This window comes from Acinetobacter sp. BWR-L5, from assembly GCF_039655985.1.
Classification (GTDB): domain Bacteria; phylum Pseudomonadota; class Gammaproteobacteria; order Pseudomonadales; family Moraxellaceae; genus Acinetobacter; species Acinetobacter johnsonii.
In genome coordinates this window covers 82,202-100,905 of the sequence record NZ_JAGFEV010000010.1, presented here as the reverse complement: position 1 = coordinate 100,905, position 18,704 = coordinate 82,202, and the positions used below count along the sequence as shown (strand labels likewise).

General features: G+C 37.9%; 24 protein-coding genes and 1 tRNA gene. 9 read left to right on the top strand and 16 right to left on the bottom strand.

The genetic code is table 11. The features are described 5' to 3' along the window. The 3 genes from JZ787_RS15830 to JZ787_RS15820 form a co-directional block, all read left to right on the top strand. The coding region (locus JZ787_RS15830; protein ID WP_346312811.1) for an FAD-dependent oxidoreductase at positions 1-610 on the top strand (610 nt) is incomplete at its 5' end. Positions 611-790: 180 nt separating this feature from the next. After that, on the top strand, positions 791-1,132 hold the full coding sequence (locus JZ787_RS15825) for a hypothetical protein (protein WP_010326567.1): 342 nt from the start codon (positions 791-793) through the stop codon (positions 1,130-1,132). A 119-nt stretch (positions 1,133-1,251) separates the two neighbouring features. Next, positions 1,252-1,950, top strand: coding sequence for a VIT family protein (locus JZ787_RS15820; RefSeq protein ID WP_062032668.1), 699 nt, complete (start codon positions 1,252-1,254; stop codon positions 1,948-1,950). Positions 1,951-2,238: 288 nt separating this feature from the next. Here the strand turns inward: JZ787_RS15820 and JZ787_RS15815 are convergent, their stop codons facing one another. Both JZ787_RS15815 and JZ787_RS15810 read right to left on the bottom strand, forming a co-directional pair. Beyond that, a complete protein-coding gene (locus JZ787_RS15815; RefSeq protein ID WP_346312810.1) occupies positions 2,239-3,015 on the bottom strand; it encodes a TIGR03915 family putative DNA repair protein in 777 nt (258 codons plus the stop codon). A 1-nt stretch (position 3,016) separates the two neighbouring features. Beyond that, on the bottom strand, positions 3,017-4,276 hold the full coding sequence (locus JZ787_RS15810; protein WP_346312809.1) for a putative DNA modification/repair radical SAM protein: 1,260 nt from the start codon (positions 4,274-4,276) through the stop codon (positions 3,017-3,019). A gap of 207 nt (positions 4,277-4,483) precedes the next feature. On the opposite strand from JZ787_RS15810, the gene JZ787_RS15805 reads away from it, so the two are divergent. Next, the gene (locus tag JZ787_RS15805; RefSeq protein WP_346312808.1) at positions 4,484-5,536 is read left to right on the top strand and encodes a nitronate monooxygenase; all 1,053 of its coding nucleotides are present in this window, start codon (positions 4,484-4,486) and stop codon (positions 5,534-5,536) included. A gap of 40 nt (positions 5,537-5,576) precedes the next feature. Here JZ787_RS15805 and dusB read toward each other — a convergent pair whose 3' ends face one another. The 4 genes from dusB to JZ787_RS15785 all read right to left on the bottom strand — a co-directional run bounded on the left by dusB (position 5,577) and on the right by JZ787_RS15785 (position 7,992). Further along, positions 5,577-6,602 (bottom strand): tRNA dihydrouridine synthase DusB, encoded by a 1,026-nt coding sequence (gene dusB, locus JZ787_RS15800; RefSeq protein WP_168159722.1) that lies wholly within the window; start codon positions 6,600-6,602, stop codon positions 5,577-5,579. Positions 6,603-6,752: 150 nt separating this feature from the next. Then, entirely contained in the window at positions 6,753-7,259 is a 507-nt protein-coding gene (locus JZ787_RS15795) for a cytochrome b/b6 domain-containing protein (RefSeq protein ID WP_346312807.1), read from the bottom strand. A 190-nt stretch (positions 7,260-7,449) separates the two neighbouring features. Next, positions 7,450-7,677, bottom strand: a complete 228-nt coding sequence (locus tag JZ787_RS15790) for a hypothetical protein (RefSeq protein WP_168159724.1) — start codon at positions 7,675-7,677, stop codon at positions 7,450-7,452. Between the two features lie 105 nt (positions 7,678-7,782). Continuing rightward, on the bottom strand, positions 7,783-7,992 hold the full coding sequence (locus JZ787_RS15785; protein ID WP_346312806.1) for a cold-shock protein: 210 nt from the start codon (positions 7,990-7,992) through the stop codon (positions 7,783-7,785). A 434-nt stretch (positions 7,993-8,426) separates the two neighbouring features. Between JZ787_RS15785 and JZ787_RS15780 the strand changes: the two genes are divergently transcribed. Further along, a complete protein-coding gene (locus tag JZ787_RS15780; RefSeq protein WP_346312805.1) occupies positions 8,427-9,008 on the top strand; it encodes a hypothetical protein in 582 nt (193 codons plus the stop codon). A 380-nt stretch (positions 9,009-9,388) separates the two neighbouring features. On the opposite strand, the gene JZ787_RS15775 is transcribed toward JZ787_RS15780, so the two are convergent. Continuing rightward, positions 9,389-10,390 carry a zinc-binding alcohol dehydrogenase family protein gene (locus JZ787_RS15775; RefSeq protein ID WP_346312804.1) on the bottom strand — a complete coding sequence of 334 codons (1,002 nt, stop codon included), beginning with the start codon at positions 10,388-10,390 and terminating at the stop codon, positions 9,389-9,391. Positions 10,391-10,489: 99 nt separating this feature from the next. On the opposite strand from JZ787_RS15775, the gene JZ787_RS15770 reads away from it, so the two are divergent. Next, on the top strand, positions 10,490-10,861 hold the full coding sequence (locus JZ787_RS15770) for a helix-turn-helix domain-containing protein (protein ID WP_004693511.1): 372 nt from the start codon (positions 10,490-10,492) through the stop codon (positions 10,859-10,861). 189 nt (positions 10,862-11,050) lie between these two features. Here the strand turns inward: JZ787_RS15770 and JZ787_RS15765 are convergent. The 7 genes from JZ787_RS15765 to JZ787_RS15735 form a co-directional block, all read right to left on the bottom strand. Beyond that, positions 11,051-11,127, bottom strand: a tRNA-Met gene (locus tag JZ787_RS15765). Between the two features lie 96 nt (positions 11,128-11,223). Further along, the gene (locus JZ787_RS15760) at positions 11,224-11,511 is read right to left on the bottom strand and encodes a hypothetical protein (RefSeq protein WP_078426816.1); all 288 of its coding nucleotides are present in this window, start codon (positions 11,509-11,511) and stop codon (positions 11,224-11,226) included. Positions 11,512-11,588: 77 nt separating this feature from the next. Next, a complete protein-coding gene (locus JZ787_RS15755; protein WP_017397253.1) occupies positions 11,589-11,714 on the bottom strand; it encodes a hypothetical protein in 126 nt (41 codons plus the stop codon). Positions 11,715-11,803: 89 nt separating this feature from the next. After that, a complete protein-coding gene (locus JZ787_RS15750; protein WP_218287536.1) occupies positions 11,804-12,088 on the bottom strand; it encodes a hypothetical protein in 285 nt (94 codons plus the stop codon). 255 nt (positions 12,089-12,343) lie between these two features. After that, positions 12,344-12,631 (bottom strand): head-tail connector protein, encoded by a 288-nt coding sequence (locus tag JZ787_RS15745; RefSeq protein WP_004980169.1) that lies wholly within the window; start codon positions 12,629-12,631, stop codon positions 12,344-12,346. Between the two features lie 340 nt (positions 12,632-12,971). Next, complete coding sequence (locus JZ787_RS15740; protein WP_004693516.1) at positions 12,972-13,181, bottom strand: cold-shock protein; 210 nt, start codon at positions 13,179-13,181, stop codon at positions 12,972-12,974. A gap of 278 nt (positions 13,182-13,459) precedes the next feature. After that, the gene (locus JZ787_RS15735) at positions 13,460-13,675 is read right to left on the bottom strand and encodes a hypothetical protein (protein WP_346312803.1); all 216 of its coding nucleotides are present in this window, start codon (positions 13,673-13,675) and stop codon (positions 13,460-13,462) included. 568 nt (positions 13,676-14,243) lie between these two features. Here JZ787_RS15735 and JZ787_RS15730 point away from each other — a divergent pair. The 3 genes from JZ787_RS15730 to JZ787_RS15720 all read left to right on the top strand — a co-directional run bounded on the left by JZ787_RS15730 (position 14,244) and on the right by JZ787_RS15720 (position 16,433). After that, positions 14,244-15,449, top strand: coding sequence for a DUF1615 family protein (locus JZ787_RS15730; protein ID WP_004980175.1), 1,206 nt, complete (start codon positions 14,244-14,246; stop codon positions 15,447-15,449). Beyond that, a complete protein-coding gene (locus JZ787_RS15725) occupies positions 15,416-16,072 on the top strand; it encodes an HAD-IB family hydrolase (protein WP_168159731.1) in 657 nt (218 codons plus the stop codon). The genes JZ787_RS15730 and JZ787_RS15725 overlap by 34 nt, the downstream gene beginning before the upstream one ends. 160 nt (positions 16,073-16,232) lie before the next feature. Next, positions 16,233-16,433, top strand: a complete 201-nt coding sequence (locus tag JZ787_RS15720; protein WP_010326552.1) for a hypothetical protein — start codon at positions 16,233-16,235, stop codon at positions 16,431-16,433. A gap of 36 nt (positions 16,434-16,469) precedes the next feature. On the opposite strand, the gene JZ787_RS15715 is transcribed toward JZ787_RS15720, so the two are convergent. Beyond that, positions 16,470-17,564: an acyl-CoA desaturase gene (locus JZ787_RS15715; protein ID WP_168159732.1), complete on the bottom strand. Its 1,095-nt coding sequence runs from the start codon at positions 17,562-17,564 to the stop codon at positions 16,470-16,472. 14 nt (positions 17,565-17,578) lie between these two features. Then, complete coding sequence (locus JZ787_RS15710) at positions 17,579-18,646, bottom strand: ferredoxin reductase (RefSeq protein WP_168159733.1); 1,068 nt, start codon at positions 18,644-18,646, stop codon at positions 17,579-17,581. Positions 18,647-18,704: the final 58 nt, after the last annotated feature.

The following is an 18,704-nucleotide window of genomic DNA, read 5'->3' as shown; positions in this document are numbered from 1 at the left end:
TCTTTCAACAGGGGCACGTTGGAGGGAAATGAATGTGCCGGGCGAAGAAGAATACCGTACCCGCGGTGTTGCTTACTGCCCACACTGTGATGGCCCACTGTTTAAAGGCAAACGTGTTGCAGTAATTGGCGGAGGTAACTCAGGTGTCGAAGCCGCGATTGATCTTGCTGGGATTGTTGAACATGTGACTTTGGTTGAGTTTGATACCAAATTACGTGCGGACCAAGTGTTGCAAGATAAATTGCATAGCTTGCCTAATACCACAGTGATCCTGAATGCACTCTCGACTGAAGTAGTCGGTGATGGTTCACAAGTGACAGCATTGAAATATAGAGATCGTGCAACTGATGTAGAACATACGGTAGAGCTTGCAGGAATCTTTGTACAAATTGGTTTATTGCCAAACACTGATTTCTTAAAAGAGACTGCTGTTGAGCTTTCAAACCGTGGTGAGATTGTGATTAACGATCGCAACGAAACCAATGTCAAAGGTGTATTTGCCGCAGGTGACTGTACGACAGTGCCTTATAAGCAAATCATCATTGCCACAGGTGAAGGTGCAAAAGCATCTCTGTCTGCTTTTGATTATATTATTCGTTCTGGCGTGTAATCCTCTCAGATGCTTCCTTGCTAAAGGCTTATAGGCAACTCAGCTTATAAGCCTTTTTATCACGCTGTTTTTTATAAAAAATTACATTTTTTTAACAATAATGCAGTCTGCTTTACATTCAAAGTAGATTATATTTTGCCCAACCCCTACTTTTGGGTATAAAACGAAAAGGATATGAAAATGAATAAATTACTTATTGCTTTAGGTCTTGCTGCTGCTGTTGTTTTAGTGGGTTGTTCAAAAGAAAAAGCACCTGAAACAGGTGCAACGACAGGTGAACACCTTGAAAATGCTGCTGAACAAGCAGGTCATGACATTAACCAAGCTGCAAGTGAAGCCGTATCTGACACTCAAAAAGCTGCTGATGAAGCATCTGCAAAAATTGGTGCTGCCGCTGACGAAGCTGCTGCGAAAACTGAAGCTGCTGCTGAAGATGTTAAAAATGCCTCTAAAGAAGCAACAGCTCATGTTGCTGGCGCCGTAGAACAAGGTGCTGCTGATGTGAAAGAAAAAGCGCAATAATATTTCTAAGCTTAAAAAAGCCTCCCACTCGGAGGCTTTTTTATGGGCTGTGCTATAGTAAATGAAACGCGTATTATTAAATAAATCATAACTTTAAAATTTGAGGATGATCTATCGTCATGTCCTATTCTCACCATGTTGAACCTCATTTAATTCATCGTACTGGTTGGCTACGTGCAGCGGTGTTGGGTGCCAATGACGGCATTATTTCAGTGACCAGTTTGATTATGGGGATGGCGGCCAGTGGCGCAACTAGCCATACCTTACTCATCACGTGTATTGCAGGGCTCATTTCAGGTGCGAGCTCTATGGCTGCGGGCGAGTATATTTCGGTGAAGTCTCAATCAGATATTGAAGAAGCCGACTTAAAACATGAAGCTAGGGAATTAGATAAAAACCCGCACTTAGAACTTAAAGAACTGACTCAAATTTATATACAACGTGGACTAGAACCTGAACTAGCGCATGAAGTTGCAGTACAACTCAGCGCACATGATGCACTGTCTGCACATGCTCGTGATGAAATAGGCATCCATGAAAATACCAGTGCTAAACCACTTGAAGCCGCGGGTTCTTCTGCCCTCGCCTTTTCACTAGGTGCTCTGTTTCCTATGCTGGCCATTCTATTAAGCCCTCAAGGTTATCTGACTCAGTCAGTTGCTCTTACAGGGGTACTATCGTTATTTGGCTTAGGGGCTTTATCGAGCTACTTTTCTGGGACATCTATGTGGACAGGCGCATTTCGTGTGACGCTATGGGGGATTTTTGCGATGCTGTTTGCCAGTTGGATTGGCTCCCTGTTTAATGTGCATGTTTAACGTCAACAACACGATAAGCGATAGCAGACTACCTATTTAAAATGTAAAAAGTCCATGGATTGAATGGGCTTTTTACTATTTACAGCATCATTCATCATCGACTCTAAACTTACACATTATTCTCTGAGCCACTACTCAGATGCACTATTGCTGATGACTGAAGTTCCATTCTACAGGTGCAATAGCTTATTTTTTTAATTAGCATGAATTGCTTAACGTCTGTTCTCCTTCCCATAACAGCCCAAAACATCATAGAAAATGATGAGTCAATGCCTTACTTACATCTCGCTAGATTGTTTTTTCATTCATATAACGCCAGTAGCGTTTAGGAACATATTGCACATGTAGTTTGATATTTTTTCTTGCCTCGATGTTGATACTTTTAAAATAATCTTTCCATAACTGGTCATACAACAGCTCATCATCATCTAATTCAACACTAAAGGACTGACTGTGTCCGACTTTGTGCGCATGATCAATTTGATCTACATCCATTTCTACCTGATGCACAGCTGTCAAATCATAATAAATTCCAAAATTTCTTTTTTCATCATAAATCAACCATCTTTGATCTTGATATCGGTTTCTAAAATGCCGTTCTATCAGCGGTAAAACATTAAAATCTGGCTGTACCAGACTTAAAAACAATCCATCCTGACATTTTTTAAAACGGACAAAAGCTTCCATACGGTGCTTTTCTCTGCCCACTTGCTTGGCCCACTGCGAAACAGCCAATACATCCGCATGCGTATAGTTACGATCTACCGCATGTGTATTTTTAAACACATAGATACAGAAATTAAAAAGATGTTGATGCGCCTGTTCCTGCTCAGACAGAAAGCAATAATAAAAAGATCGTAGACTTTCAGCCGTAATTTTTTGCTTTAACCCTCGCCAAACTCGCTCAGCATGCTCATCATTTGAAGCAACCTCAATACACTCATCAAACAAGCTGGCTTGGGAATTGTTAGATGCAAGCTTGACGTCAAAATCTTTAAACTGAAAGCTCCTATACACACAACTCAGCAACCCAGTCATGCTTTGATCAAAGCAATATATCGACATACTAAAAACCAAAGCCCAGTTGAGGTGAAAGCTGTTTTTGATATTTAGATTGCCCCGATTGCAAGATGTGCTGCCGAATCTGGTTCGCTTGTTGTTCTTTTTTAAACTTTGGCGTATCAGCACAGCTAATAAAATGCTGTGCCCGATTGTAAGCAATGCCCATACGCTTTAGATGATCGATATGAATCTGCCCAAAACGACGAGCTTGCACAATTTTTTTAGCCGATTGAACACCTATCCCCGGAACACGTAAAATCATACGATAGTCTGCATGTTGAATATCAACAGGGAAATGCTCAGGGTTACGTAGTGCCCAACTTAGCTTCGGGTCGATGTCCAAATCTAAATTCGGATGTTTATCATTCACAATTTCCTGCGCATCAAAACCATAGAAACGCATGAGCCAATCCGACTGGTACAGCCGATTTTCTCTTAATAATGGCGGAGCAGAACCCACAACAGGAAGCATTTTTTCCTGTTCATTGATTGGGATATAGCCTGAAAAATACACTCGTTTGAGCTGATACACTTTGTAATGGTGATCTGCCATTAAAATAATATCTTTGTCTGTTTCTTGATGTGCGCCCACCACCATTTGGGTGGTTTGTCCCGCTGGTACAAACTTCGGCACATGCTGAATCACACGCCGCTCATCCGTCAACTGAATTAAGCGATCGCGGACAATGCCCAAGTCCTTTTGTACTTCTGCATGTGATTTCTCAGGTGCAAACTGTTTTAAACCAACTTCCGTTGGCATTTCCAAGTTAATACTCATGCGGTCTACGTATAAGCCCGCCTCGGTAATAATCTCTTGGGAAGCACCTGGTATCGTTTTTAGGTGAATATAACCATTAAAGTTTTCTTCAAGACGTAACTTTTTCACCACTTGTAGCATTCGTTCCATAGTGAAATCAGCTGATTTAAAAATACCTGAACTTAAAAACAACCCTTCAATATAATTGCGGCGATAAAAGTTAATGGTTAAATCCACCACTTCTTGTACAGTAAAAGCGGCTCGTTTGACATCGTTAGAGCGTCTAGAAACACAGTAGGAACAATCAAAAATACAGACATTTGAAAATAGAATTTTAAGCAATGAAACACAGCGACCATCTTCTGTATAACTATGACAAATACCGTTTCCAGTATTCCCCAAACCTTTGCCTTTGTTTTTACGACTGCTACCACTGGACGAACAAGACACGTCATATTTAGCTGCATCAGCTAGAATCTGTAGCTTTTCACGGATACGATCGGTCATGACGGTCCTCGGTAAAATCTAAAATAAAAGTATAAAAAATTTCAGACTAAAAGCATTGCCAATACACATACCCAACGACATGGCTTGTCGCTAAAAACCGAAAAATAAACTTGATTGCTTTTAGATATTTTTCGAGAAAATACTGAATATTATTTGCCAATTTTGCAGTGCTTGGGCAAAGTATCTATATGTAAAAGGAGCAAGTACATGTCTTTATTATTAGAACGCCTTGAAATTAAACATCCTATCTTCCTTGCACCGATGGCCGGTGTTTCTACACCAGAGCTTGCAGCGGAAGTTTCAAATCAAGGCGGGCTAGGCTCACTTGGATTAGGCGCAAACACCGCGGAAGCCGCACGTAGCCAAATTTTAAAAACTCAAGCACTGACCGAACAACCTTTTCAAGTTAATTTCTTCTGTCATCAAAGTGTCGAACTTGATCCAACTATCGCACAAACATGGATTGATTTTGTAAGGCCTAATTTTGAACAATACGATGCAGAACCACCTACTCAACTGCACTGTATTTATCCTAGCTTTTTGGACAATGATAACTTTTTAAATGTTGTACTTGAAACCCGACCTAAAGCTGTCAGTTTTCACTTCGGTATTCCCCATCCGCACCAAATACAGGCGCTAAAAGACGCTGGCATTTTAACCATGGTTTCTGCAACCAACTTAGCGGAAGCACAGACCATTGAAGCAGCAGGAATTGATTTTATTATTGCTCAAGGCATAGAAGCAGGTGGACACCGCGGAATTTTTAATGAACATTTTGATAGTGCAATACGTACGGTCGACCTCGTACAATTACTGACGCAGCACTGTCGGCGCCCGATTATTGCTGCGGGTGGCATTATGAATGGTACACAGGCTCAGCAGATGTTAAGCCTCGGCGCGAGTGCGGTACAGTTGGGGACAGCTTTCGTACAATGCAAAACATCAAATGCCAATGATGCCTACCGTCATGCACTTTTCCATGAGCACATCACACAAATAAGTGCCAGTATTTCAGGTCGCCCTGCTCGCGGTTTACTCGGTCACTGGCATACCCAGATTGATCTACCGAATCGCCCTGCTGTTACTGCTTATCCGTACTGTTATGATCTAGGGAAACAATTACATGCCGCAGCAACCAAACAAGGCGATCAAGGTTTTGGCGCATTTTGGGCAGGCACGAACGTTTCGCAAATTCGTGCCATGGAAGCACCGGACTTAATTAACCAACTGTTGGTTGAAATGCAACAAGTTAGTTATTAAATCAAGTTATTCACTTAAAGCTCCATACGTGGAGCTTTGTTTATTTGGTTTCCAGCAAATTGACCTGTTCAACTTGTACGTCATTCATGGTTTCACCATGAATGAGTAATTGGTCAAAGTAGGCTGCGACCACTTTAAATTGTTCAGTTGTACTTTCCACTTTGTACATGTTCTGGCGAAACTCATTACTTGAACGTAAACCTTTGGTGTACCAAGCAATATGTTTACGTGCAATTCGGCAGCCAGAATATTCCCCATAAAATGCATACAGTTCGGCAAGATGTCCAAGTAGAACTTCTTTTACTTCTTGAATACTTGGTGCTGCCAAATGTTCACCTGTCTCCAAATAATGTGCGATTTCACGAAAAATCCATGGACGCCCTTGCGCAGCGCGACCAATCATAATTGCATCTGCACCGGTATAATCGAGTACATATTTGGCTTTTTCTGGACTATCAATATCTCCATTCGCAACCACTGGTATACGAATCAGCTGTTTAACCTCCTTAATTAAATCATAACGAGCCGTGTTCAAATACATGTCTTCACGGGTGCGTCCATGTAACGCCAACGCAGCAATACCCGCCTCTTCAGCACGTTTCGCTACACGTAAGATATTTTCATGACCATTTAAGAAACCCAAACGAGTTTTAAGTGTGACAGGTACATCAACTGCAGCAACAACTTCATCCAATATTCGAGCCACCAAGTCTTCATCTTTTAAAAGTGCGGAACCTGCCAGCTTATTACAGACTTTCTTGGCAGGACATCCCATATTGATGTCCACAATTTGAGCACCATTTGAGACCTGATATCGTGCAGCTTCCGCCAACTCTTTGGGATCTGATCCTGCAATTTGCGCTGAAATAGGCGCCAATTCACCATCAAAATTAGCACGATATAAGCTTTTTTTACTCATCCGTAATGTTTGATCTGATGTCATCATTTCACTGACAGCATGCCCTGCACCAAAGTATTTGCACAGAGACCTAAATGGACGGTCAGTTACGCCTGCCATCGGAGCCACAATCAAATTATTTGACAGTTGATACGGACCAATATACATATGAATTCATCACTTTTTCGACCGGCACAGTATACTGCATCTACACTTTCGGCTCATCTTTTATCATCTGCTCTATGACTATGAAGTACTCAAAATATAAAAAAGCCAGACAAACCTAAAAGGCAACCATCAGATAGCCTCTAAATCACATCATTTTTTAAAAAGCATACTTTTTAAGACGTTATCTTTGAAAATGAAGTGGTGAATCAATGCCGCACAGGCATGTAAACCCACGAGTGCAATAAAGAGATTCCCTAAAAATTGATGCGCATCTGCAATATAGTCACTCCCCCAAACAGTGCTCAAAAGCGGTAAATTTAACGATAAAACTTGGAAACTACCAGTAAAACTCGATAATGTCATCCAGCCCGCTATTGGAACGATACATAGGCTTAAGTAAAGGAAAAATCTGACCATTTTAAATAACATTATCTGGTAAGAATTAATTATTTCTGTTTTAGGAATACTTTTTCTATACAGAAAAACAAAACTTAATCTCAAGAAAAATAGGATAAATATTAAAAGTCCACCTGCAACATGAATCTGGCCTTGCCAGTCCGTTATTGTGGGATCACCTGCAGTCAGATACACCATTGCAACTAAAACAAAGGTAATCCAATGCATGATTATTATAGGTTTTGGATAGTTATTCTTCATCGCTTTTCCTAAGTTTTAAATATTTTTATAAAACGGAGCTGTTAAAAAAAGCTTAAACAAAAAATGTAAAGAAAAATAGAATGCTCAGCTTTTTATTCAGGTTAGGCTTGACTTAAACCTTAAAAATCAATAGATCTCTTTCACAACTCAAAAAGCAATCTATTTTAAAAAAATATAATCAAATATTTAGTTAGGCAACTTTATAGTTAAATTTAAATAATTGATTTAAATCGGTATAAAATGTTCTACCATCTAAATTTAAGTCCACTTCGATTCCAGACTGAAGCAACACACGCTTACCCACTTCAATAGATTTCAATCCATCACGAGTATTTTGCATTTTATTTAGAGGAATTAACGAGACTATAATTTCAGTACCATTTGAAGATTTAGCAATTAAGGTATTAAGTTTTTTCAATTTTCACCAGTTTTTTTCATATATCCCAACAAGGAATAAATATTTAATTAATAATTTTTGGTCATTAAAAAAGCACTATTCAGTGCTTTTTATATTTAATGCTTCTTATAAAGCAACAATATTTACAGCATTTGGGCCTTTTTGACCTTGCTCTATGCTGAATGACACTTGTTGCCCTTCATGCAATGTTTTGAATCCTGAACTAGCGATTTCGCGAAAGTGAGCAAAAACATCTGGACCAGATTCTTGTTGAATGAAACCAAAGCCTTTAGTTTCATTAAACCATTTAACTGTACCGGTAACTATAGTAGACATAACATATCCTGCTGAATTTTAATAATTTTAGTCAAAAATAAATGACTAGATGTAACTTTGAAAATAATAAAAGTGGAGCTTAAGATCTGAAACAACGGAGGATTATGACTAAAACTGCGATACTTAAAGAAGATTTACTAAACATTACTTTTTTCTAGTTAGGCCAAGTATACATGAAAAAAATAAATATTCAAGTTATTTATAGCTGTCATAAATTTTAATTATATTAGGTGTTCCTTGCAATGAATTGAATCGTCCTTAAAAATAGAAGCGTAGCATCTAAAAAAAGCCCTAGCCTTGTGTTGAGCCTTAGAATAGCTTGAGCCAAAACATTGAGGCTAGAGATGAAATTTCAAACGTTTCGCATAGGGTGTACTATGGGTTCATTCTGGATAAATAAAATAGCCTTTAAATAAAGTTTTTTAGGATCAATAATGAATAATAAAGTTAGATTAATCTTTTGCATTGCCATACTCTCAAATTTGGGAGCATGTGTTGGCAATATGAACCCTACAGGCGGCAATGGTCGGCCTGATTATCCTTATTACATCACGACACAACCAATGATCGTGAAAAAAATCAATGTACCTATAGGCACGAAACTAGAATATGAAGAACAACATTTTAAATCAGGCCAACAAGATTCATTACTAAACGAAAAAAAACTCATCAGGATTTCCTTCCCAAAAGATCAATCAATGAATTGGGCTGGTGTACCCATTGGTTTTATTCACAAATATTTTAACTCAGAAATGAAAGGCTTCAGCGTTTATGCACGTTTCAACCAACTCCCAAGCAATAAACAGACACGTTTTTCTCAACTTTGGCAGAAATGTAGTGATGACTTAGGCATCCGTGTTAAAAATACGGATGATTGGACATTCAATCTCAATAATATCACCGATATCGATAGTTGTAGTGTGAATTATCAACGATACTTTAAAGATAACGTCCAACAACAACATTATCTTGATCAGCTTTACCAAGAAATGCAAAAAGCAGGAACAGTGAAATAGCTCTTGGGTGTTCAAATAATCACAACTATACGAAATCTTCCGTGCCTAAGATTTTTAATACTCACAAAGCACTGTTTTGATTTAACTTAAATAAAAATAAAGCGCTACACAGCGCTCTATCTAGACTTATGCTGAGGATAATATATTAAATCAAAGTTGTGTGTTTCATTCTTTACAACATAATACTTAATGAATTGAAAAAATTATTCTAAAAGCTCTTTATTATGTGTACATGAGTGAAACGGATTTCGAAAAGAGGACAGCCATTCTAGTGCGCTGAACCCTAGAATGGCCTTGCTGAGAATATTGATCCTAATTGTATGGTTTCAAGTGTTTAACTTAAAAATCAACCCACTTATTTAAGTTGAGCTTAAAACTAGTTAAAAGCCTTCTAAAACGATTTTTCCTTTCGCTCGGCCAGTTTCAATCAGTTCATGAGCAAGTTTTAAATTTTTCGCATTAATTTTGCCTAAAGTCTGATTCAGCGTGGTTTTAATTTTGTAGTTATCTACTAGTTCTGCAACCTGATGTAAGAGCTGAGATTGTTGTTCAATATCTGTTGTATTGAACATTGAACGTGTAAACATGAACTCCCAATGTATAGAAACTGACTTAGACTTAAACTCAACGATATCCATTGATTTCGGATCATCAATTAAGCCAAACTTACCTTGTGGAGCAATAAGCTTAGAAATTTGAGGAAGATACGTTTCTGTTTGATTGGTTGAAAAAATATATATAGGTGCGTCTAAACCCAATGCTTTGATTTGCATGTTTAAATCTTGGGTATGATCGATGACATAGTCAGCCCCTAAAGACTTAACCCATGCCTTAGTCTCTTCCCTAGATGCTGTAGCAATAACTTTTAAATTTGTCTTCGCTTTGAGTAATTGAATCGCAATAGACCCTACACCGCCAGCGCCTCCAATCACTAAAATATTATCAGATTGATCTAAATCAACATTGAAACGATCAAATAACATTTCCCACGCTGTAATAGCAGTTAATGGCAGCGCAGCAGCTTCAGCATCACTCAGGCTTTGAGGTTTTAAGCTAACAATACGCTCATCGACTGCTTGATACTCAGCATTACTCCCATCCCGAGTTAAATCACCTGCATACCAGACCTGATCTCCGACTTTAAAATGTTGCACGCCAGAACCGACTTCAACAACCTCACCCACTGCATCCCATCCTAAGATACGTGTGTTGCCTACTGCTACTGGGTTTCGTCTAACCTTAGTATCGACAGGGTTAACCGAGATCGCTTTGACTCTAACCAATAAATCCCGATCTTTTAAGCTCGGCATCGCTTTTTCAATATCTATCAGTGGATTTTGAAATCCATGATCCATACCGTCAATATAAGAAATAGCCTTCATTCACTTGTCCTCTTGTTTTGTTATTTGAGTTTACTTAATATTCTTTTTTAAGTTATACAGACAAATTCGTCTTATAGTTACCAAAAGGATACTATTGAAATGGGTAAGCTAAAACATTCGCGTTTTGATTGCACACCAGGATGTTCTGTTGAAGCGGCTATAGGCTTACTTGATGGTAAATGGAAGAGTATTATCTTATGGCATTTATTAGAAGACGACGTTTTAAGGTTTAATGAACTGAGAAAGAAAATTCCAAATGTCACTCAAAAAATGCTCACTAGACAATTACGTGAACTTGAAGAGGATCAACTGATTCTACGAAAGGTTTATGCCGTTGTTCCACCTAAAGTAGAATATCGATTATCTACACTCGGCACTTCTTTAGCACCTATTTTGGTTGCATTAAAACAATGGGGGGATAAGAATATTGGTTTATTTGGGAAACCCATTATGCCGTTAGAATCAGAATAAAATTTAAACCTGTTTTACGTCACTTACAGTCCAGTGTTTTCTAGAAATACTGTAGTTTCATAGCTTACACACCATTCCAGTAACTTGTATAAAAGCACGTTCTTAAAAACCGCTATGTATAAAATTAACCAGCCATAAAAAAAGCCTAATCTGTGAAGATTAGGCTATAAACTTTGAATCTTTTTTCGTTGGTAGCGGGAGCTGGATTTGAACCAACGACCTTCGGGTTATGAGCCCGACGAGCTACCAGACTGCTCCATCCCGCATCAACGAGTTAGCTTTATACGCCCTAAGCACCCACAAAGCAAACTTTATTTGTAATATAAGCAGTTATTACATGAGCAACATACAAATTCTAGTGCTTAACCAATGCTTGCTTCAGTGATAAAAGCGGGATGTGAGGCTCTATAGACGCTTAATCTTGTTTTTTCACTGTCTAAAAATGACTTAGGTTCTTCAGACCATATTGATTTTCTTGAATCAAGACCCGAATGACTTAAAGCCCAATCAGAAACAGTACTATAAACAAAAGTATTATCAGCGAAAACTAATTTTGTCTTCCTTCCTACACTACTTATAAGGACTTTATGTGTAGGTAATGATCCAAATGTACTAATTTGGGTGTAAATGTATTTATAGGTTTCAGACATAGAAAAAAGTACTTAAAGGACAGCACTACTATACCATTTTAACTCTTAAAAAAGCCCACCATTTGGCGAGCTTTTTCTTACTGATCTTTATCCATGGAATGTGGCGTTGTAGTTTTATCCTGCTCTTTCGTATCTGTATCTCTTTTTTGGCATGCCGTTAATCCCAGCATTAAAACTAAACTTACTATTGCAAATATTTTCATCATTTTTGCCTAGCACGATTTAAAAATATAACTTATCAAAATCTAAAGATTTCAATGTTTAATTTATGAAACAACCCCATTCTCTTTCTTTACAGATGAGACACTTGGCGATTTAGAGCTTTATGTGCCCAATGAATGAATTTGTCCTTTTCATGGAAATGAGGAATATTTAATAAATGAATATGAGTAACCTCACCGAAATTACCTGAAATTTTATTCGGTGCCAAAATAACAAAATCTCTCTTATCCCCTACATGTAACTCCCTAAAAAATTCCATAACCTTAAAATGAAGATTCAGAGCAGTGAATCCTTCTCTTTCAATTAGAAAGTCATAGATTTGGCTGAGTACATGTAATTCAAATTTTTTATTCATGGTCTATTCTTCTCATATTTATTTTAACAATTGGTATAATTTAACCTAATTTTTTTCTTTGTTAAAGTAGATAAAAAACCCAGCCTCTGGAGAATCAATAGAGCTGGGTTAATGAAACTTCATTGTTAAATTTTATTTTATTCTTGAAATTGATTCTAACGCACAAACTCAATAAATGCAAATAATTCTCAATTACAATTATCATAATTTCAAATATGCCTACCTAAAGATACATACAATTATCTACATCACCTATCAAACAGTGGGCTTACGATATAGATTAAGCAAAGAGAGTACGGGTATTGGGAGGTAGTTACCATTCACAGATACCTCTCCCCCATCTTTTCTGTGCTGTTCCCAGTATTCAATTAATAGTAAAGCAGCTTGTTTAATGGCAGATGGATATTCCGATCCAAAATTATCTGTAATGTAGTTTTTAATTATAGCGTCAGCAGCAACAATAAAGCTTTTTAATGAAACATCATTGCTATCATCGGCATAGTGTAAGTGGCGCTTCACTTCATGTAATTCAACAATACTCATAGATCACTCCATTTTTCCGAGTCAGCTTTTACACTTTCATCACTAAACTCGTTCCTAGAGTCTTTTACGGTGTCATAGCAAATATCACAATTTCACCTCATTCCTATTCTCATATTGATTACTTGGCATTGAAATCCCTTTATCTAGGGATTTTTATACTATTCTTAATAAGTCCTTCAAAAGATTTCTTATAGATAAATTAATATTTGTTCATATGTTTTTTAAATAAGCCATTCACCCCTAAAGATAGTGAGCGCACGACGCCTTAACAACCGAATAGTAAATAAACTGCCATTAAAAAACCCGCTAACTGAAGCGGGTTTTTTAATTCACAATATTCTTAGATTACTGTGATAGAGCTTGCTTGAGGGCCTTTTTTGCCAGCTACAATCGTAAACTGAACACGTTGACCTTCATTCAACACTTTGAAACCGTTTGATTGGATTTCGCTAAAGTGTGCAAAAACGTCTTCTCCAGTATCGCTAGAAATAAAACCAAAGCCTTTAGTTTCATTAAACCACTTAACGGTACCAGTTGTAATGTTTGACATAAATATTCTCTTAAATTTTGAAAAATATAAGAATTAATCTTTTAAATCATATACATCGGATAAACCGCAGAGTTTAATCAATTGCGAAATAACTTTAGTAAATACAATAAAATAAATAATTCAGATACACTATCACTATAAGCTTTTTAGCGTGCAATAGATAGACCTTAGCATATTATTTTATTGCTCCCACCTAACCCCACATGAAATGCTTTTTCATCCATATTGATAAGAAAATCTTCACTAAAAGCGAATAAAGCTTATTTGCCCGCTTCTAGCTAATTTGTCTTTCCTAAAATCAACTCAACTTGATAGGTGACATCCCATATTTTCATTTCTGCATGTCGCCAAAAATTAAAGACTTGACCGCCCTTAACGTACTTTTGCTTGATATAGCTCGATGATTTATTTTGATCTATCTCTTTTGCATTAAATCGCATCTTATTTAAAACCACTACTTGACCATCCAAGTCACCACCAATACAGATATTCATATTGTTCTGCCTGTTAAGTAACAATTGAACTATAGCACAAATAAAAAAGCCTACTCTTTAATAAGCTTTTGAGGCTTATTGCCGAGCCTTTGGCTGTACTCCATAACTATTGTTCATAGTTCATCGAAAATTAGAAACATCGTTTTGATATCTTTTTTGCATGACGGTCATGCCCAAAGATGACTTGTAATGACAAAGTAAGGCCTATCCTATCTCTTAAGCGTGAGTTGTATTAGGAATTAGATGCCTTTTAAAGTTGTCATCCTATTCATTGAACTATTTTCTGTTTAATTTATTAAAAAAAGAATCTCAAAAAATGGAAATATCATAAGTTAAACTCTCCTCAATCTATTACACTAATTTTACTCCATCCGTCATAATAAAACAGATAACAGGCTGAATAATATTCATTATTCTTAATAATCGAACCCACCTACCATCGGAACAACAATCAAATGATTTGACAGTTGATACCGACCAATATACATATAAATTCATCACTTTTTCGACCAACATAGTATACTGCACCTGCTGTTTCGGCTCACCTTTTATCATGTGTTCTCTGTTTATGAATAAAAAGCTGTTTCTTTCTTCTGGTTTAAAAACACTAAGTGTCTTGGCCATATCTATAGGCTTAACCGCCTGTGGTGATCGTTCATGGTGGACAGATGATGAGCCTAAGCTCAATGCTGAACAAATCGCACGCATCATTCCCGGACGCGTAAATGACCGCCGTTCATGGGCTGAAGATATTTACGATATTTCAGAGCAGTTCGGCATTCCTCAAAATAAAGAGAATATGTGTTCGATCATTGCCGTGGTTGATCAAGAGTCTAACTTTGTTGCGGATCCACAAGTTTATGGTTTAGGTGAAAAAGCGGTTAAAGAAGTCCAAGATCGTTTAGATGAAAAATTTAAAGATAAGCTCGGCGATGCCATTGGTGGCACCATCGCAGGCTATTTCCAACAGGTTTTAAAAGAGCAGCCAAGCCCTGAAGATAACTATTTAAGCCAAATGCGCCGCGTTAAAACAGAACGCGAACTGGATGAACTGTACCGTGAAATTTTTGACTATATGTCAAAGCACTATCACGTCAGTGCACTCACAGGTGCAGCCAAACTTGTCGGTCAGGACGTGGGCGAAAAAATGAACCCGATTACCACATTGGGTTCAATGCAAGTGCATATCGGCTATGCTAAAGACAATAAACGTGAAGGTGGCAGCATGGCTGACCTTCGTACCGACCTTTATAGCCAATATGGTGGTCTATACTATGGCATTCACCGCCTGATGATGTACCCTGCTGACTATGACAAACCCCTTTACCGTTTTGCCGACTATAACTCAGGTATGTACTCAAGTCGAAATGCAGCCTTCCAAAGTATGTTAAATGACTTAACTGAAGCTGAACTTGATTTAGACGGTGACTTGTTACTTTATGGCAAAGATGGCTCACCTAAATCTGCAAAGAGTCAATCAGAACGTGAACTCATCAGTGTTTTCGCTCAGCACAATATTTTGGTTACTCCGCGTCAAATTCGCTCTGACCTGAAAAAAGAGAAAGAGAAGAAATTTGAAGATACAGCCACCTATCGCGCTGTGGCTAAGCTTTATCAAGAAGTCACTAAAAAAGAACCTTTCTATGCCATGATGCCAGAAGTTGTCATTTCTGGTCCAAAGCTCAGCCGTGACTATAATACCAACTGGTTTGCCACTCGTGTCAATGGACGTTATCAAACATGCATGCAACGTGCAAAGCGCATAAAAATCTAGCCTTATTTGACTTTGATGGCACCCTGTATGACAAAGACAGTTTTACGGGGTTCATCTTCTATGTACATTCAAAACGGCATATTGCTCTACAAGGCTTAAAAGTTCTGCCTTATATTCAAAGTTATTATTTAGGTTTTTATCCTGCGCATCATATGCGCTCCAAACTCTTCCATGCGATGTTTAAGCAAGCTGAAGTGAGCGAAATTGACGCTTATGCAAAACGCTATGCTGAGCTCTTAATCAAAGGACTTAACCCAGCACTTTATAGCCAACTGAAGCAACACCAAAGTTTGGGTGATGATGTGGTTTTGGTCTCTGCTTCAATTGATATCTATTTAAAATATGTGTGTGAAATACTCTCAATTGATCTGATCTGTACCCAAGTTGAACAAGACCAGCAACGCTATACAGGACGCTATCTGACAGCTGACTGTAGCTGTGAGTACAAAGCGCAACGTATCCAAGAAAAATATGCGCTGGATAGTTATCATGCCGTTTATGCTTATGGAAACAGTATTGAAGATAAACAAATGTTGTCTTTGGCTGATTTTAGCTACTTGGTAGGGACAGATTTAAGTCTTCCTGACTTGTCAAATACATCAAATCAGCGCCAAATAAGTTAATTATTAAGCACAGATTAATAATTAACCATATTAAATTTTTAAAAATATTTATTATTAAAATTCAGTATGTTTTATTTACCAAAAAATATATTTATGATAAATTTTGCCTAATAAAAATATTTTGAGAACCATTCCACTTAAATTATAAAAAGGCATCAGTATGGAACAGTTATCTCCACCCAAGTATGTCAAAGGTCTTTCGATCAAATTCGGTGAAAGTCCCTTTGTATTATTGGCGCAGTTCGCTTTTAATGCTTCAAAACAAAAATGGTTAAAACACGAAATTGAACATGTGCTCAATATCGCCAAACAAGGTGATTACAATCATCTGGTAAAGACATTACGTCAATTTAGTAAATAACAAAAAAAGCCACTTCAAATGAAGTGGCTTTTTTACTTACTTTTTAAAGGGAAACGCATATTTCACAATACGTTTGATGACGCTACCATACTGTTTGACTAAACTGGCATTGTTATAGTTAATGCCATACTTTTCACACACCGCTTGTACTTTCGGCGCCATTTTACGGTAACGACGTGCGGGTACGTCTGGGTATAAGTGATGCTCAATTTGATGACTTAAGTGCCCTGTCAAAATATGGAATGCTTCTGAACCAGTTAAATTCGACGAACCACGAATTTGGCGCATGTACCAGTGACCACGGCTTTCATTTTCCAGTACTTTTTTCGGGAAAACTTCAACGTCTTTGGTGAAGTGACCACAGAAAATCACACTAAATGTCCACATATTACGGATACCATTTGCAACCAAATTCCCTGTAAACACTGGCAACGCCGCAGGTCCTGCAATAAGTGGGAAAAACACATAATCTTTAAACAATTGTTTACCAATTTTGCGCTGCATAGGTTTCCATTCAGCTAAAGTCTGCGCTTTGCTTTTACGCCCCTTGAAATATTTGCCTAATTCCAAGTTTTGGATCGCAACGCCCCATTGGAACAACAAACAAAATGGAATGCTATAAATCGGTTGTAATAAAAAACCCGGTTTCCAACGTTGTTCTGGGAATAATCGAAGCAGACCATAGCCAATGTCATCATCCATCCCTTTAATATTAGTATAAGTATGATGCTTATAGTTATGAGTCTGACGCCAATTGTCTGCTGTACCTACGATGTCCCACTCATAGTTTTGACCATTAAACTTAGGGTCGTTCATCCAGTCATATTGACCGTGCATCACGTTATGACCTAATTCCATGTTTTCCATAATCTTGGCAAAACTCAGCAAGCCCGTGCCCAACACCCATGCAGGTGGGAACCAACCTGCAAATAAACATGCACGACCTGCAATAGATGCATAACGCACCGCTGCATAGACACGACGAATATATTGCGCATCTTTCTCGCCAATATCATCCAGTACTTCTTGCTTAATGGCATCGAGCTCACGCGCAAGTTCATCTAACTCACATGTCGTTAACTCACGATTCTTCGGGTTTTTAAAATATTCAACTTTAACAGGCATATTCATTGTATTTATTCCCCTTATAAATCAACAATAAGATCGGTTTGTGCCGTGTTGACACAGATTTTTAGAAAATTTCCAGGCTCAGAATTTTGTGCACCATTGACCAAGTTTTTGGTTGAACCTTCAACTTTGTTGCAAGCACATTTATTACAGATTCCCATACGGCAGCCATGCTGAGGCTTCACATTTTGCTGTTCTAAACTTGCAAGAATGGATTGGCCTTTGGGAATGCTTAAAATCTTCTTCGACTTTGTTAAGGTAATATTCACAAAACCAACATCATCATTTGCAAATGGACTCATGCTAAATGCTTCAGTTTTTAAGGTGTTGGCATGAGCGAAAAGCTGCTCAACCGTAGCCACAAACCCTGAAGGGCCACATGCATATACCGTTGCATTTTCAATCTGATCCAATCTAGACACATGGTTTTGATTTAAACGCTCACCTTCATCTGACTCTTGGGTATAAAACATGCTGAATGTGAAGTTTGTGTATTGTGCTGCCAACTGCTCAAAATATGCTTTGAAAGCTGCATCAGTATGTTTTTTCACCCAATACATCAAATGTACAGGCTGCTTTTTAAGCTTAGCGGTCTTCTCTAAACGTTTCAGTAAACTCAGCATGGGGGTAATACCACTGCCCGCAGCAAGTAAAATTAACTGTTGATCATTTACAGTCAATTGCATATCGCCATAAGGCTGGCCGAACTCTAAAACGTCGCCGATTTGAGCCTGCTCACATAGCCAATGACTTGCCTTGCCTTGATCTACCATTTTTACATTCAGTAAGACATGTTGCGCATCAATCTGGGTCAAACTATAGGTACGTTCATAACGTACGCCTTGAACCACGACATATACAGGATGGTGCTGTCCCGCTTGCCCCATTTGAAAATGACGATTGGTTTGCAGCGTTAAACTCACCATATCGTGTGCAACTTGCTCTTTTTTTACCACTTTACCCAAAGCTTGGTGTATCGACCAAAGTGGGTTGATTTTTTGAAGCCAAAAGTTAGCTGTGTGTCGGTCTATAACACTCTCAGCATACTCAGTTAAAGGAGATTTAGTTTTTTCAAGGATCTGCATAGTAAAGGACCACGCCATAGATTTTGAATTATTATACACATGTATATATATTTGTATA